13 protein-coding genes and 4 tRNA genes are annotated in these 13,222 nt (G+C 68.5%); 11 read left to right on the top strand and 6 right to left on the bottom strand.

What is annotated here, in order from left to right; translation table 11 throughout:
- Nucleotides 1-116: 116 nt before the first annotated feature.
- Entirely contained in the window at nt 117-698 is a 582-nt protein-coding gene (locus EOV43_RS10815; protein WP_239022092.1) for a TetR/AcrR family transcriptional regulator C-terminal domain-containing protein, read from the top strand.
- A 24-nt stretch (nt 699-722) separates the two neighbouring features.
- Here the strand turns inward: EOV43_RS10815 and EOV43_RS10810 are convergent, their stop codons facing one another.
- Both EOV43_RS10810 and EOV43_RS10805 read right to left on the bottom strand, forming a co-directional pair.
- Nucleotides 723-1,328: a pentapeptide repeat-containing protein gene (locus EOV43_RS10810; protein WP_128221291.1), complete on the bottom strand. Its 606-nt coding sequence runs from the start codon at nt 1,326-1,328 to the stop codon at nt 723-725.
- A complete protein-coding gene (locus EOV43_RS10805) occupies nt 1,325-1,918 on the bottom strand; it encodes a 2'-5' RNA ligase family protein (protein WP_128221290.1) in 594 nt (197 codons plus the stop codon). Before EOV43_RS10805 ends, EOV43_RS10810 begins: the two co-directional genes overlap by 4 nt.
- A 37-nt stretch (nt 1,919-1,955) precedes the next feature.
- On the opposite strand from EOV43_RS10805, the gene EOV43_RS10800 reads away from it, so the two are divergent.
- Nucleotides 1,956-3,278 carry a CAP domain-containing protein gene (locus EOV43_RS10800; protein ID WP_128221289.1) on the top strand — a complete coding sequence of 441 codons (1,323 nt, stop codon included), beginning with the start codon at nt 1,956-1,958 and terminating at the stop codon, nt 3,276-3,278.
- Between the two features lie 49 nt (nt 3,279-3,327).
- Here EOV43_RS10800 and EOV43_RS10795 read toward each other — a convergent pair whose 3' ends face one another.
- Both EOV43_RS10795 and EOV43_RS10790 read right to left on the bottom strand, forming a co-directional pair.
- On the bottom strand, nt 3,328-3,819 hold the full coding sequence (locus tag EOV43_RS10795) for a hypothetical protein (RefSeq protein ID WP_128221288.1): 492 nt from the start codon (nt 3,817-3,819) through the stop codon (nt 3,328-3,330).
- Between the two features lie 11 nt (nt 3,820-3,830).
- The gene (locus tag EOV43_RS10790) at nt 3,831-4,787 is read right to left on the bottom strand and encodes a 3-methyladenine DNA glycosylase (RefSeq protein ID WP_239022091.1); all 957 of its coding nucleotides are present in this window, start codon (nt 4,785-4,787) and stop codon (nt 3,831-3,833) included.
- Between the two features lie 96 nt (nt 4,788-4,883).
- Between EOV43_RS10790 and EOV43_RS10785 the strand changes: the two genes are divergently transcribed.
- The 8 genes from EOV43_RS10785 to EOV43_RS10750 all read left to right on the top strand — a co-directional run bounded on the left by EOV43_RS10785 (nt 4,884) and on the right by EOV43_RS10750 (nt 9,791).
- A complete protein-coding gene (locus EOV43_RS10785; protein WP_128221287.1) occupies nt 4,884-5,693 on the top strand; it encodes a fumarylacetoacetate hydrolase family protein in 810 nt (269 codons plus the stop codon).
- Nucleotides 5,690-7,144: a glutamate--tRNA ligase gene (gltX, locus tag EOV43_RS10780; RefSeq protein ID WP_128221286.1), complete on the top strand. Its 1,455-nt coding sequence runs from the start codon at nt 5,690-5,692 to the stop codon at nt 7,142-7,144. Before EOV43_RS10785 ends, gltX begins: the two co-directional genes overlap by 4 nt.
- 139 nt (nt 7,145-7,283) lie before the next feature.
- Nucleotides 7,284-8,333, top strand: a complete 1,050-nt coding sequence (locus EOV43_RS10775; protein ID WP_128221285.1) for a CPBP family intramembrane glutamic endopeptidase — start codon at nt 7,284-7,286, stop codon at nt 8,331-8,333.
- Nucleotides 8,334-8,398: 65 nt separating this feature from the next.
- A tRNA-Gln gene (locus EOV43_RS10770) sits at nt 8,399-8,470 on the top strand.
- Nucleotides 8,471-8,539: 69 nt separating this feature from the next.
- Nucleotides 8,540-8,612, top strand: a tRNA-Glu gene (locus tag EOV43_RS10765).
- Between the two features lie 242 nt (nt 8,613-8,854).
- A tRNA-Glu gene (locus tag EOV43_RS10760) sits at nt 8,855-8,927 on the top strand.
- 202 nt (nt 8,928-9,129) lie between these two features.
- A tRNA-Glu gene (locus EOV43_RS10755) sits at nt 9,130-9,202 on the top strand.
- Between the two features lie 88 nt (nt 9,203-9,290).
- The gene (locus tag EOV43_RS10750) at nt 9,291-9,791 is read left to right on the top strand and encodes a methylated-DNA--[protein]-cysteine S-methyltransferase (RefSeq protein WP_128221284.1); all 501 of its coding nucleotides are present in this window, start codon (nt 9,291-9,293) and stop codon (nt 9,789-9,791) included.
- Between the two features lie 93 nt (nt 9,792-9,884).
- Here EOV43_RS10750 and EOV43_RS10745 read toward each other — a convergent pair whose 3' ends face one another.
- On the bottom strand, nt 9,885-12,044 hold the full coding sequence (locus EOV43_RS10745; protein ID WP_128221283.1) for an ABC transporter permease: 2,160 nt from the start codon (nt 12,042-12,044) through the stop codon (nt 9,885-9,887).
- Nucleotides 12,045-12,222: 178 nt separating this feature from the next.
- Between EOV43_RS10745 and EOV43_RS10740 the strand changes: the two genes are divergently transcribed.
- Nucleotides 12,223-12,843: a TetR/AcrR family transcriptional regulator gene (locus EOV43_RS10740; protein WP_128221282.1), complete on the top strand. Its 621-nt coding sequence runs from the start codon at nt 12,223-12,225 to the stop codon at nt 12,841-12,843.
- A 6-nt stretch (nt 12,844-12,849) separates the two neighbouring features.
- On the opposite strand, the gene EOV43_RS10735 is transcribed toward EOV43_RS10740, so the two are convergent.
- Nucleotides 12,850-13,206, bottom strand: coding sequence for a hypothetical protein (locus EOV43_RS10735; RefSeq protein ID WP_128221281.1), 357 nt, complete (start codon nt 13,204-13,206; stop codon nt 12,850-12,852).
- Between the last annotated feature and the right edge of the window lie 16 nt (nt 13,207-13,222).

Raw genomic sequence — 13,222 nt, 5'->3', positions numbered from 1 at the left:
CTCTCGTCCGCACCTGAACGATGGTCAGGTGAACGGCGTTCAGGTTAAGTTGATCGCGATTCCCCGTCAACGGCGGGGCGGCCGGTCTCGGGTAGTGACATCACACAGGAGCAATCGTGGCAGCAGTGAGGCACCGGCGTGGTGACGTCGTGGCAAAGGCCGTCGAAGTTCTCGACACCTACGGTCTGGCCGACCTGACGATGCGCCGGCTCGCCTCCGAGCTCGACGTCCGCCCCAGCGCGCTCTACCACCACTTCACCAACAAGCAGTACCTGCTCGCGGCCGTGGCTGACGAGCTCCTCGAACGCTCGCTCAAGCCCGTCGAGGACGGTCCCTGGGACGCCAGGCTCACCGCGGCTGCCACCGGCCTGCGCGAGTCCCTGCTGGCCTGGCGCGACGGCGCCGAACTCGTCGCCACCGTCCACGCGTTCGGTCTGGGTGCGGAGAAGGTCGACGACCACGTCGCCGTGACCCTGGAGGACAGCGGCCTCAACGAGGCGCTGCGGCGCGTGGTCACCCGCACCGTCCTGCACTACGTCTTCGGGCACGCCACCGCAGAGCAGACCCACCTGCAGGCAGCCAGCGCCGGAGCTCTGGAGAGCGGCGACGACATGAGCTGGGGTGCAGGGCAGGAGTTCACCGCCGGGCTCGCCCTCGTCGTCGACGGAGTCCGGGCCCGGGTCTCCACGCTGGCCTGACGGTCCGGCCTGAGCCGCGGATGCTCAGACCTCGACGACCGCCCCGGTCCGCTCGGCCAGCAGCACCGCGAGACCCAGACTGATCCGTGCCCCGGTCAGCCGCGCCTCGTCGAGGACGGCCGCGCCGAACGACGCACCACGCAGATCTGCCTTCGACAGGTCCGCCTCGCGCAGCACCGCGTGGTCGAGCCGTGCGTCGCGCAGGCTCGCGCCCACCAATGAGGCCAGGGACAGGTCGCTGTCGCGCAGGTCGACGTCACTGAGATCGGCACCGGCGAGGTTCGCCCCGCGCAGGTCGACACCACGCCAGACCCCGCCGACGACGCGCAGCGGGCGCATCCGGCACTCGGCGAACGACGACCCCGTCGTCTTGCAGCCGTCCAGCGTGGCGTCGAAGAAAGAACACCGCCGGAACTCGCACCCCACGAATGCGGTCGCGGTGAACGTGGCGGCGTTGAAGCGGCAGTTCCCGAAGACGCAGTCGATGAACCGGGCGCCGGTGGCCACCACTTCGCTGAAGTCCACCTCGGCGAACGTGCAGCGGGTGAAGGTCGTGCCCGAGAGGTCGTCGCCGAACCAGTCCTCGTCACGGAAGTCGACGTCGGAGACGGCGTTCTCGAAGGTGCTCACCCGAGCATCCTGCGCCCCGTGCCCAACTCCCACCGCGCCAGGAGGCGACACTCCTGTGGAGCCCACCAGGCCAGGTCGAGATGACGGACCTCCACGCGCGCCGGGAGCAGGTGTGCCACCGAGGCCTGGGTCGAGGCCTCGGTGACCTCCTCGGAGAGGGCGTCCAGCGTCAGGTGCGGGTCGGGGACGAAACGACCGCCGTAGGGGAGGACGTGGGGGAGTGTGGCCCGCAGTGCGTCGGTGAGGGCACTGAACGGACGAGGGTCGGTGGGGCGCAGGTGCACGATCCCGGTGGGGAAGGTGGCCACCTCGGCGAAGACCGCCGCGAACGGCGCAGCATCGGCGCAGACCTGTGCGACGAGCGAAGCCAGCGGGCCGGGGACGCCGCCGTGGCCGGCTTCGTCCTGTTCGACGTCCGGCACCGGCCCGAGCGCGGTGACGTGGGCGTGCACGAAGTGGGGGTCGTCGGAGACGTAGGCGGCGTCGTAGTGGGCCGAACGCTCCCGCACCCACCTGTCCATCGACGGCACGGGAACCTGGAGCACGGCATGGCCGGGATAGGCGCCGCGCGGGGTGAGGTGCTGCGACATGCACACAGCCTCGCACGCGTCGACCTAGGCTTGATCCATGAGCATGCCCCGCCGCACCGTCCCGACTGCCCTTGCTTCTGCGAGCGGTCTGGTCCTCTCCCTGGTCCTGATGGCTCCGGCTGCCCAGGCAGCACCGACCACGCCGAAGGTCAGCGTCTCGGCCCCGGCGAAGGCCACCACCGGAGCGACGGTGAAGTTCACCGGCAAGGTGACAGGTCGCTCGGCCGGAGCCACCGTGGTGCTCCAGCGCCGCACCGCCTCGGGGTGGGTCAAGGTCCGCACCGCGAAGGTCGCGAAGTCGAAGAAGTACGTGCTCACCACCACGGCACGCAAGGGCGCCACGAAGTACCGGGTCGCGGTGCGGGCCACCAGCAAGATCCGTGCGGCTCGCTCGAAGACGCTCACCGTCACCGGCCGTGCTGTCGCACCCACCCCGACGCCCACGGCCAGCGCAGAGGTGCAGCGCATCCTCAAGGACACCAACGCGTTCCGAGCCCGTGAGGGCAAGGCTCCCCTGACGTTGGACGTCGCGATGAGCAAGGTTGCGCACGCGTGGAGCACCGAGATGGCGCGCAGCCAGAAGATGTGGCACAACCCCTCCTACGCCGACCAGATCCCGGCGGGTTGGACGTCGGCAGCGGAGAACGTGGCCTACGGCTACGGCGTCAACGCCGTGGTCGAGGCCTGGATCAACAGCTCCGGTCACCGACGCAACATGCTGGGCGACTTCACCACCATCGGCATCGGTGTCGCGAAGGCCTCCGACGGCACGCCCTACTACACCCAGAACTTCGCGAAGTACGCACGTCGCACGTCGACTCCGACTCCCACGTCGACTCCGACTCCCACGTCGACTCCGACTCCCACGTCGACTCCGACTCCCACGTCGACTCCGACTCCCACGTCGGCTCCGACTCCCACATCGACGCCCACGCCGACGCCCACGCCCACGCCGACGCCCACGGCTCCCGTTCTCCCCGGAGTGCCCGCCGAGGTGCAGCGGATCCTGACCGACACGAACGCCTTCCGAGCCGAGAACGGTCTGACGCCCCTCACGCTGGACACCGAGATGAGCAAGGTCGCCCAGAGCTGGAGCGAGACGATGGGCCGGACCGGCTCGTTCTTCCACAACCCTGACTACGTGGCCCAGATGCCCAGCGGCTGGCGCGGCCTCGCCGAGAACATCGCGGCCGGCTACGCAGTCGACGCCGTGGTCACCGGCTGGATCAACTCCGAGGGCCACCGTCGCAACATGCTCGGCAACTACACCCACATCGGGATCGGGTACGCCTCCGTCCCCGGATCGCCCTACACCCGCTACTACACGCAGAACTTCGGCAACTACCCCGGCGGACGCTGACCACGGACGCTGGCCACGGACGCGCACCCGGCCTCGTGCGGGGCGGCGCTCAGCGCGCTCCGACGAGGTTGCGGACCTCGAGGACCGAGGTGAACGCCTGGTTGGTCATCTCGTCCAGGCCCTGCGGGGAGGACTCGTCGCAGGTGCCTTCGGTCTGGCAGCGCAGGACGGTGGTGCTCGTGAGCGCGAGGTTCTCGGTGGTGGAGTGGACAATCTCCTGCACCCGCTCGCCGCAGGTCGCTGCGACCTTGCGCGCGCTGTCGGTGAGGCGGTCGCTGTCCAGGGAAGCACTCATCGCGGCTGATCCCGAGACCGCGGCGGCGAGGTGCATGCCGGCCTGTTCGACCCAGCGGGTCGCGGCACGTCGGCAGGTCGCAGGCTCGGTGCTCGCCGGCGCTGCTGACGCCGAGGGTCCGGACGAGGCGCTGGCGCCGGCGGGGGAGGTCGCCTCGGGGAGGGCGACGGTGTCGCTGGTGTCGTGGGTGGAGCCGCAGGCGCTCAGGAGAGCGGCCAGGAGCAGAGCAGTGCCGAGATGCTTCACGCAGTGAAACTTTAGACGGACTGTCCTGTCGTCTCCGTGTCCACGACTGCGAGGAGCTGTTCGCACCAGTGCAGCAGTTCTGTCCTGAGGGGTGCTGCCCGCTCCGAGAACCCGCGCTGCATCTCGGCGTACTCACGTTTGCCCTCGGCCGTCTCGATCCGGACCGGCACGAACTCCTCGTCGTCGATCCAGAGTCCGGAGAGGTCGTAGGGAGCGGCGCGCATGTCGAGGATCCGGATGTCGCGGGCCAGTTCGAAACAGTCCGCGACCAGGTCCGACGGGATCATCGGGCTCAGCCGGAAGGCGTGCTTGTACAAGTCCATCGCGGCATGGAGACAGCCCGGCTGCTCGAACGCAGGACGGTCGTCCGGGCCGGGGGCCAGAGTGTTGAGCGGCCTCGCGGTGGGGGTGAAGAACCGGAACGCGTCGAAGTGCGAGCACGCGATCCGGTGCGACTCCACCACGGCGTCGGTGCCCGCGGTGCCCAGCCGCAACGGCCACGAGTTGTGCCGGGTCTCGTCCTCGTCGAGTCCGTGCACCATCGCCCACTCGTGCAAGCCGAAGCAGCCGAAGTTCGGCGTCGCGCGCAGGGTGGCGCGCAGCAGTCGGGCCAGCGTCTCCAGCAGCACGCGTTGGGAGGCGACGAACTCAGGCGTCACCCGGGCGTCGCCGTCGTGGACCGTGTAGCCCTTGAACTTCTCGTACTCACCGGCGCCCGCGAGCGTCACGCCGTAACCGGGGTGCCAACGTCGCAGTTGCGACGGCTTGAAGGCGTAGTAGACGAAGAGGAAGTCGTGGACGGGGTGCTTCACCTTCTCGTGGCGACGCTCCATGTGGGCGTCGAGGAAGGCGGCGAGACGTGCCTCGTGCGCCGCCGTGCGTGCCCGCCACTCCTCGGGGGCGAGGACGGTCGCAGGAACGGTCGCGGAAGCAGGCACGGGAACGGTCGGGGAGGGCACGGCTGACACGCTCCTAGCCTCACATCCGTGTGAGGGGGGTCGCCAATTCACCCGCCCCGGTCGCGGCGACGCGGGGGAGGGGCACGACGCCGGTAGGCTGGGTGGGTGCGTATCGCGAGATTCACCGTCGGAGAAGAACCCCAGTTCGGCATCGTCACCGGAGAGCTCGACCAGTACGGTCAGCCCGACGAGGACGCGACCGTCGTCGCGCTGGCGGGTGACCCCCTCTACATGGGCATCAAGCTCCTGGAGCAGCAGTACAAGCTCTCCGAGGTCAAGCTGCTCGCGCCGGTCCTGCCGCGCAGCAAGGTGATCGGAGTCGGCCGCAACTACGCCGACCACGCCGCCGAGCTCGGCAACGAGGTCCCGGCCGAGCCGATGATCTTCATGAAGCCCAACACCTCCGTCGTCGGCCCCGGAGACCTGATCCGCTACCCGGAACAGTCCAACGAGGTCCACTACGAGGGAGAGGTCGCCGTCGTCATCGGTCGCATCTGCCGCGACGTGCCGGTCGAGAAGGCCACCGATGTGATCCACGGCTACACCATCGCCAACGACGTCACCGCCCGCGACCTGCAGAAGAGCGACGTGCAGTTCACCCGCGCGAAGTCGTTCGACACCTTCTGCCCGCTGGGCCCGTGGATCGAGACCGACCTCGACCCCCAGAACTTCACCGACGGTGTGGCGATCCAGACCTTCCTCAACGGTGACCTGGTCCAGGACGGCAGCACTGCCGCCATGGTCCACGACATCCCTGCGCTGGTGGCCTACGTCTCCAGCGTCATGACGTTGCTCCCCGGCGACGTCATCCTCACCGGCACCCCCGCGGGTGTCGGACCCATGAACGTCGACGACGAGGTCGAGATCTTCGTCGCCGGCATCGGAACCCTCACGAACAAGGTGGCAGCTCGATGACCTCCCGTCCCGTCCGCGTACGCATGGCCCCCAGCCCGACGGGCTCGCCGCACGTCGGCCTGGCCCGCACGGCGCTCTTCAACTGGGCGTTCGCACGTCACCACGGTGGCACCTTCGTCTTCCGCATCGAGGACACCGACAAGGAGCGCAACACCGAGGAGTCCTACCTCGGTCTGGTCGAGGTCATGCGGTGGCTCAAGCTCGACTGGGACGAGGGCGTCGAGGTCGGCGGCCCGCACGGTCCGTACAAGCAGTCCGAGCGCACCGACATCTACGCCGACGTGCTGGCCAAGCTGCGCGCGTCGTCCTACACCTACGACTGCTACTGCACCGGTGAGGAGCCGCAGGCCCGTCGCAAGGCCGCCGGTTCCAAGGTGATGGGCTACGACGGCTTCTGCCGCGACCTCACCGACGAGCAGGTCGCTGCGTTCAAGGCCGAGGGTCGTCAGGCCGTCGTCCGCTTCCGCATGCCCGACGGCGAGATCAAGTTCAACGACCTGGTCCGCGGCGAGATCGCCTTCCAGACCGAGTTCGTCCCGGACTTCGCGCTGGCCCGCGCCAACGGCGACCCGCTCTACACGCTGACCGCACCGGTCGACGACGCCACCATGCAGATCTCCCACGTTCTGCGTGGCGAGGACCTGCTCTCCTCGACGCCGCGCCAGATCGCGCTGTTCGAGGGCCTCAAGGAGATCGGTCTCACCGACTTCACCCCCGAGTTCGGCCACCTGCCGTACGTCATGGGCGAGGGCAACAAGAAGCTGTCCAAGCGCGACCCCGAGGCCAACCTCCTGGGCTACCGTGACGCCGGCTTCCTCCCCGAGGGCCTCCTCAACTACCTGGCCCTGCTGGGTTGGTCGCTCTCCGGCGACCGCGACGTCTTCACCCTCGACGAGCTCGTCGAGGCCTTCGACATCGCCGACGTGCAGCCGAACCCGGCCCGCTTCGACCTCAAGAAGGCCGAGGCGATCAACGCCGACCACATGCGCATGCTGACCCTGGAGGACCTCACCTCCCGTGTCCTGCCGTTCCTCAAGGCCGAGGGCGTCGTCTCCGACCCGCTGAACGACGCCGACGCGCAGATGCTCGAGCTGGCCATGCCGCTCGTCGCCGAGCGCATGAACAAGCTGACCGAGGCCCCGGCCCTGCTCGGCTTCCTCTTCGCCGACGAGGCTTCCCTGGAGCGCGTCGACGCCCTGGGCGAGGCCGACAAGCCGGTCGTCGAGGCGTCGCTCGCCGCGATGGAGGCCCTGGAGACCTGGAGCACCGCCGAGATCGAGGCCGGCCTGCGTGCCGCCCTGATCGACGGTCTGGGCCTCAAGCCCCGCAAGGCCTTCGGTCCGGTCCGCATCGCGATCTCGGGCCGCAAGGTCTCCCCGCCGCTCTTCGAGTCGATGGAGCTGCTGGGTCGCGAGCGTTCGCTGACCCGTCTGCGTGACGCCCTGGCCTGAGGCATGCTGGGCTGAACCACAGCCACACCTGCCCCGCGAGGGGCACGGACCTGCGGGGTCCGGTCTGCGGACCGGACCCCGTTCGTCCATCCTGAGCACGACACGTGTCGGCCCCGACACCGATCGAGAGGCATGAACCTTGAGCGAGCAGGCGACGCCGCCGCAGCTGCAGACCGACGAGCGTCCGGGCGCAGTACCCCATTCGGCAGGGCCTGACGTCGTGGTGGCTGACGTCGTGGTGACGGGGGAAGCGTTGGAATACCACCGGATCCAGCGCGCGCACCAGCACAAGTTGTGGCGCCCACTGCTCGGCGTGCTGCTGGTCGGGCTCTTCGGGTTCGGTGTCGTTCCGGTGGGCCTGCTGATGGTCTTCGGCGGTGTGGGAGCGCTGCTCGGTGAGGGCTTCGAGGCGTCGTTGGACGCGGTCGGGGACACCTCGGACGTGACGGTGGGCTCCATGGCCTACCTGCTGCTGTCGCTGAGCCTGGTGATCCCTGTGGTCTGGGTGGTGACGTTGGCGCTGAACCACCTCCGCCTCGGATGGGTGACCTCCGTGGTGGGTCGGATGCGCTGGGGTTATCTGTGGCAGTGCGTGGGACTGTCGGTGATCGCGCTGTTCGCGACGATGGCGGTTCAGCAGTTCGTGCCCGCCGACGCCGTGGAGGACATCGCGCTGACGGCGAACCCGATCACGGGCGAAGTGGTCGCGATGGCTGTACTGATCCTGGCGCTGGTGCCGTTCCAGGCGTCGGCGGAGGAGTACATGTTCCGCGGCTACCTGACGCAGGCCTGCGGTGGCCTCTTCGCCAACCCGTGGCTCGCCCGGGTCGTGGCGGTCGTGGTGCCGGCGTTCCTGTTCGCGCTGGCGCACGGTGCCCAGGACCCGCCGATCTTCTTCGACCGTTTCGCCTTCGGACTGACGGCCGGCGTCCTCGTGATCGTCACCGGTGGTCTGGAAGCGGCGATCGCGATGCACGTCCTCAACAACTACCTGGCGTTCGGGCTGGCGATCCTGTTCACCGATCTGTCCTCCGCGTTGGAGCCCACCGGAGGCACTTGGTGGAGCCTGCCGGGGACGCTCACGCAGTCGCTGGTCTATCTCGCTCTGGCGTGGTGGTTGGCCCGTGCCAAGGGGCTCGCAACAACGGTGGGGCGGCCCGTTTTGGTGTCTCCGGCCAGACCTGTGTAATGTTCTTCTTGTTGGGGCGGAACGGCCCGGGCAAGACTGAGAAGTCAAACAAATTGAATAGCCAATGGGATATGGTGTAATTGGCAACACAGCTGATTCTGGTTCAGTCGTTCTAGGTTCGAGTCCTAGTATCCCAGCGAGTTCTGGCAGATGTGTCGTGAACTTAAAAAGTGGAGGCGGGAGTCCACACTCCTTCCTCTGCGCCTGCCCCGGTCGTCTAGCGGCCTAGGACGTCGCCCTCTCACGGCGGTAGCGTGGGTTCAAATCCCATCCGGGGTACAACTCAGAAAAGACCCGATCTTCGGATCGGGTCTTTCTGCATTTCGGGGTATTCACTGCGGACGTCGTCAGATCTGGTCGTCATGACGACCAGATGTGATGACGACCGCGGATTCGAGGAGGGGCTCGAGGGGGCTCGGGGGAGAAGCCGGGGAGTGCTGAGCCCGGATTTGTGCGCTCTTGGGCCCATTGCTACTGTTCTTCTCGTCGGAACGGCTGCGAAGCGGTTCTGGCAAGCGCAAGCCCCGGTCGTCTAGCGGCCTAGGACGTCGCCCTCTCACGGCGGTAGCGTGGGTTCAAATCCCATCCGGGGTACAGCAGCTGAAGGGTCCGATCGAAAGATCGGGCCCTTCAGTCATTTCTCGTCACGACGGCCTTCGCGCGCACCCTGGAGGCGGGCTTGGGTGGTCGAGCGAGTGGGAGCAAGGGCATGCGGGCCCCGGTTTCGTCCGTCGGCACGGTGCTTGGTACTGTTCTCTTCGTCGGAACGGCTGAGAAGCGGTTCTGGCAAGCGCAAGCCCCGGTCGTCTAGCGGCCTAGGACGTCGCCCTCTCACGGCGGTAGCGTGGGTTCAAATCCCATCCGGGGTACAGCAACTGAAGGGTCCGATCAATTGATCGGGCCCTTCAGTCATTTCTGCCTCTCGGCGTCGCCCGTGTCACCGCGTAGCCTCGAGTCATGGACCTCACGACCACGCCGTCGGACTCGTACGCCGCTGTTCTCGACAGCCCGATCGGGCCGCTGCGCGTCGTCGTGCAGGACGAGAAGGTCACGGCCGTCCACTTCCATCCCTTCGACGATCTCGCGGCAGCAGAGGGCACCACGCCGGTCCTGGACGCGGCGCTGCGCCAACTGCGGGAGTACTTCGCCGGGGAACGCACCGTTTTCGACGTGCCCTTGGGCGCGGTGGGCACCGCCTACCAGCACCGGGTCTGGGCGGTGCTGAACGAGATTCCTCACGGCACCACCGTCAGCTATGCCGAGGTGGCACGTCGTCTCGGGCAGGAGCCGGGCGCCTCGCGGGCCGTGGGCACTGCCTGCGGCCGCAACCCGGTGCCGGTGATCGTGCCGTGCCATCGCGTGGTGGCGTCCTCCGGTGCCCTCACCGGTTACGCCGGGGGAGTGGAGCGCAAGGCGACGCTGCTCGCGCTCGAACGCCACGACGTCACCGCAGGCTGAGGCCGGGCTCCCCTCCGGACGTACGAAGGCCCGGCTCCCTCCACAGGAGCCGAGCCTTCGCGGTGTTCGTCACACAGGACTGCAGGGGATGCGTCAGGCGTCGACCAGAACAGCGTCGACGTCGTCGGCGGGTGCGTCGTCGTCCGACTTCTTGGCGCCACGCTCCGGCATCACCTTCGGGCCCATCGGAGCCGGGGCGGGGGCGGAGGCACGGTTCACGTACGGGTCCACGACGAAGAAGTTCAGCAGCAGACCCACGACACCCCAGATGCCGATCACGAGCAGGTCGCGTCCCACGCCCACGCCGTCGAAGTAGACGACCGAACGGGCGATGTCGACGGCGGCCGGAAGCGGCAGCACGTCGGCGGCGAAGCGGAAGTACTCCGGGACCATCCAGATCGAGAGGCCACCGCCGGAGGCCGGAACGCCGGCCAGCATGACCAGGACCATCACCGGGATCAGCGCGCCGAGGCCGAACATGCGGACCAGGACTGCGCTGGCCCAGGAGACCATGAAGATCGTGAACGCTGCGGCGCCCAAGAACGTCAGGACGTGCCCGTTGACCGCGCCGATCAGGACGTCGAACAGGAACCAGAACCAGATCGACATGCCGACCGCCCAGCCGGCGTACATGGGCAGCAGGGCGCGGGTGCGACTGATCTCGGAGGCGCCACCGCGGAAGACCGCAGTGAGCAGGAAGCCGGCCATGATCCACGCCATGCCGACGTAGAGGCTGTTGGAACCGCCGAGGTCGTTCTCGGTCAGCGGGGCGGCGTCACGCGTCTTGAGCGGACCGAAGCCCTGCTCGGCGCCACCGGCGGCGATCTGGGTGAAGATCTGCGTGGCAGCACTCTGCTGGGCCGCGCCGGCGCCACCGGCGGTGACGAGCTCGGGCGAGGTGCCCGGAGCAAGGGCCGGGACGTAGACCGCAACGATCTCCTGGGACATGAGCAGGTCCTCGGCCTCGTCGAGGTCCTCGACGGCACGGAGGTCGACGTAGTCACCGAGCTGCTCGCCGACACCGGCGATGAACGGGGTGGTGGCGGCCTCGGGGCCGACGACGGCGACGGGCATGTCGCTCATCTGGGCCTTGGCCATGCCGAAGCTCATCAGCGTCACGACGGTGATGACGATGGCAGCAGGGAAGGCGGCAGCAGCGAAGAGGCGACGACCGTACGGGGCCACGGGGCCACCGGCCAGCGCGGACAGCGGAGCGTCGGGAGCCTGGTAGAGCGGGGCGGCCAGGATCGCGGCGCCCTGACGCTTCTCCAAGAGTGCAGCCAGGACGACGGTGACGACGAAGCCGACCGCGAGGACAGCGACGTGCGGCCATGCGTCGGCGGCGTCGAAGTAGATCACCGAGCGGATCGCCTCGCCCGCCTGACCCAACGGGAGGACGTGGTGCATGACCTGGAAGAAGCCCGGCATCGACTCCAGGGACATCGCCAGGCCGGAGGCCGGGACACCGAAGACGACGAGCAGCAGCATGCCGGCCAGGACCTGGAAGGGGCCGAGCAGGCGGGTGAAGACGTGCATCGTGTTGGAGACCGCAGCGATCGCGAGCGTTCCGACGCCGAGGAACAACGGGTAGTGCCCGTCGACGGCACCCATGACCGGGCCGAGGATGGTCCAGATGATCGTGCTCATCACGGCGCCCCAGCCGATCGAGAGCGGCACGAAGATGCGCGACCTCAGCAGGTTGGGGGTGCCGTTGATGAGGCCGGAGAGCGGCACGTAGCCGGCGAGCATGAAGCCCATCGCGGCGAACAGGACCATGGTTCCGGTGCCGTCGCCCTCGGGCAGCGGGACGACGTCCTCGACACCGACGACGGTGACGCCCAGGCCGGACAGCGCCGGGACGAGGGTGTTCTGGGCGGTGCTGGCGCGCGAGGCACCGCCGGCCATGGCGGTCTGGACGGTCGCGCCCTCGTCGGTGATGACGACGGCGCCCGCTGCCTCACGATCGGTGAGGGCCGCGGTGGCGTCCTTCACGTCCACGACCGAGACGTCGAGGGTGTCGCCCACTGCGGCGCGCAGGCCCTCGGCGGTCTGCTCGGCGCCCATGCCGGCGACGACGACGGGCAGGTCGCGGGCCTGCGGAGCGTGCATGGTCCCCATGTACGTGGCGTACATCATGGTGACCATCAGGAACGCCATGACGAAGAGCGCGATGATGCGGCCCTTGCGTTCCTGCTCGGTCTCGGGCGGCGGCGGCGGGTACTTCGCCGTGTCGTAGGTGGCGGTGTGAGCCACGGAGGTCCTCCAGGTGGATCTGTCTCCTGCGCGCGGCCAGGGCATGCCGCCAGCAGTCGGTGCGGTGTGGCCCGTCGTGGACCGTCGTTCAATATAAGGCACATGCCTTAAAACGCGTCGTCCGTCGTATCGTGGGACTCGTCCGCCCGCGAGGGCATCCCCACGACGAGGAGAATTCGTGCCCCGCGCCGACGTCAGCGACGACCTGCTGGACGCAGCCGAACGACTCTTCGCCGAGCACGGCATCGCCGCCGTCTCCGACCGCCGGATCGCTGAGGCGGCCGGCAACGGCAACCACTCCGCGGTGCGCTACTACTTCGGTGGTCGCAGGGGTCTGCTGGAGGCGCTGCTGGACCGACACCGGCGCGAGCTCGAGGAGTGTCGGCGGGCGCTCCCGGTCGCGGGTGGCTCAGTGCGCGAGCAGGTCGAGTCCCTGCTCGACCCCCAGGTGGCGGTGCTGCGTTCTTTGGGGGCGACCAGTTGGCGCGCGCGTTTCCTCTTCGTCGTCTACCGCGACCCCGCCACGAGTGGGATCTTGGCAGGGGCCGACGGCGACCCGATGAGCAACCGCAGCGTCTTCAGGTCGCTCTGTGCGCTCCTGCCCGACGTCGGCGACGACGTCCTCGAGAGCCGTGCTCGCCTGATGGGCCTCGTGGTCACGGCTGTCTGTTCGGCACTGGAGGAGCGCGTCAGCGTCAGCGGGGATCTCTCGGTGTGGGACGAGGCGGCCTGGTTCCTGCGGGACGCGATCGTCGGCATGCTCGCTGCGGAGGTCTCACCCCGTCCCGGGACGGACTGAGCGGCCTCAGCGACGGCGCACGACGCGGACGAGTCCGCCGATCAGTGTGCCCACGGCTGCCGGGACCAGGGTGAGCACGGCCATGAAGCCGCCACCGTCGAACCCGTTGGCGAGGGAGACCGTGACGTCGAAGAGCACCGCGGCCAGCGTCCAGCACACCAGTGCGTTGAGCCAGCCGTGCCGCACGGCGTCGCGCCACGACCATCCGAACGCGACCACGGCGCTGACGAGGAACGCCAGCAACCCTGCGCCGATGTTGGCGTCGGTGCTGGGAGCGAACGTGTCCCAGGCCCAGATCTGTCCCAGGAACAGCAGGGTCAGGGCGACAGCGCGAACGAGGGTGCGCAGCAGGGTGGAGAGCATGAGGGTCCTTGTCCGG

Source organism: Nocardioides yefusunii, assembly GCF_004014875.1.
Lineage (GTDB): Bacteria > Actinomycetota > Actinomycetes > Propionibacteriales > Nocardioidaceae > Nocardioides > Nocardioides yefusunii.
The sequence above is the reverse complement of the archived record's forward strand: the minus strand, read 5'-3'. Positions and strand labels throughout refer to the sequence as shown.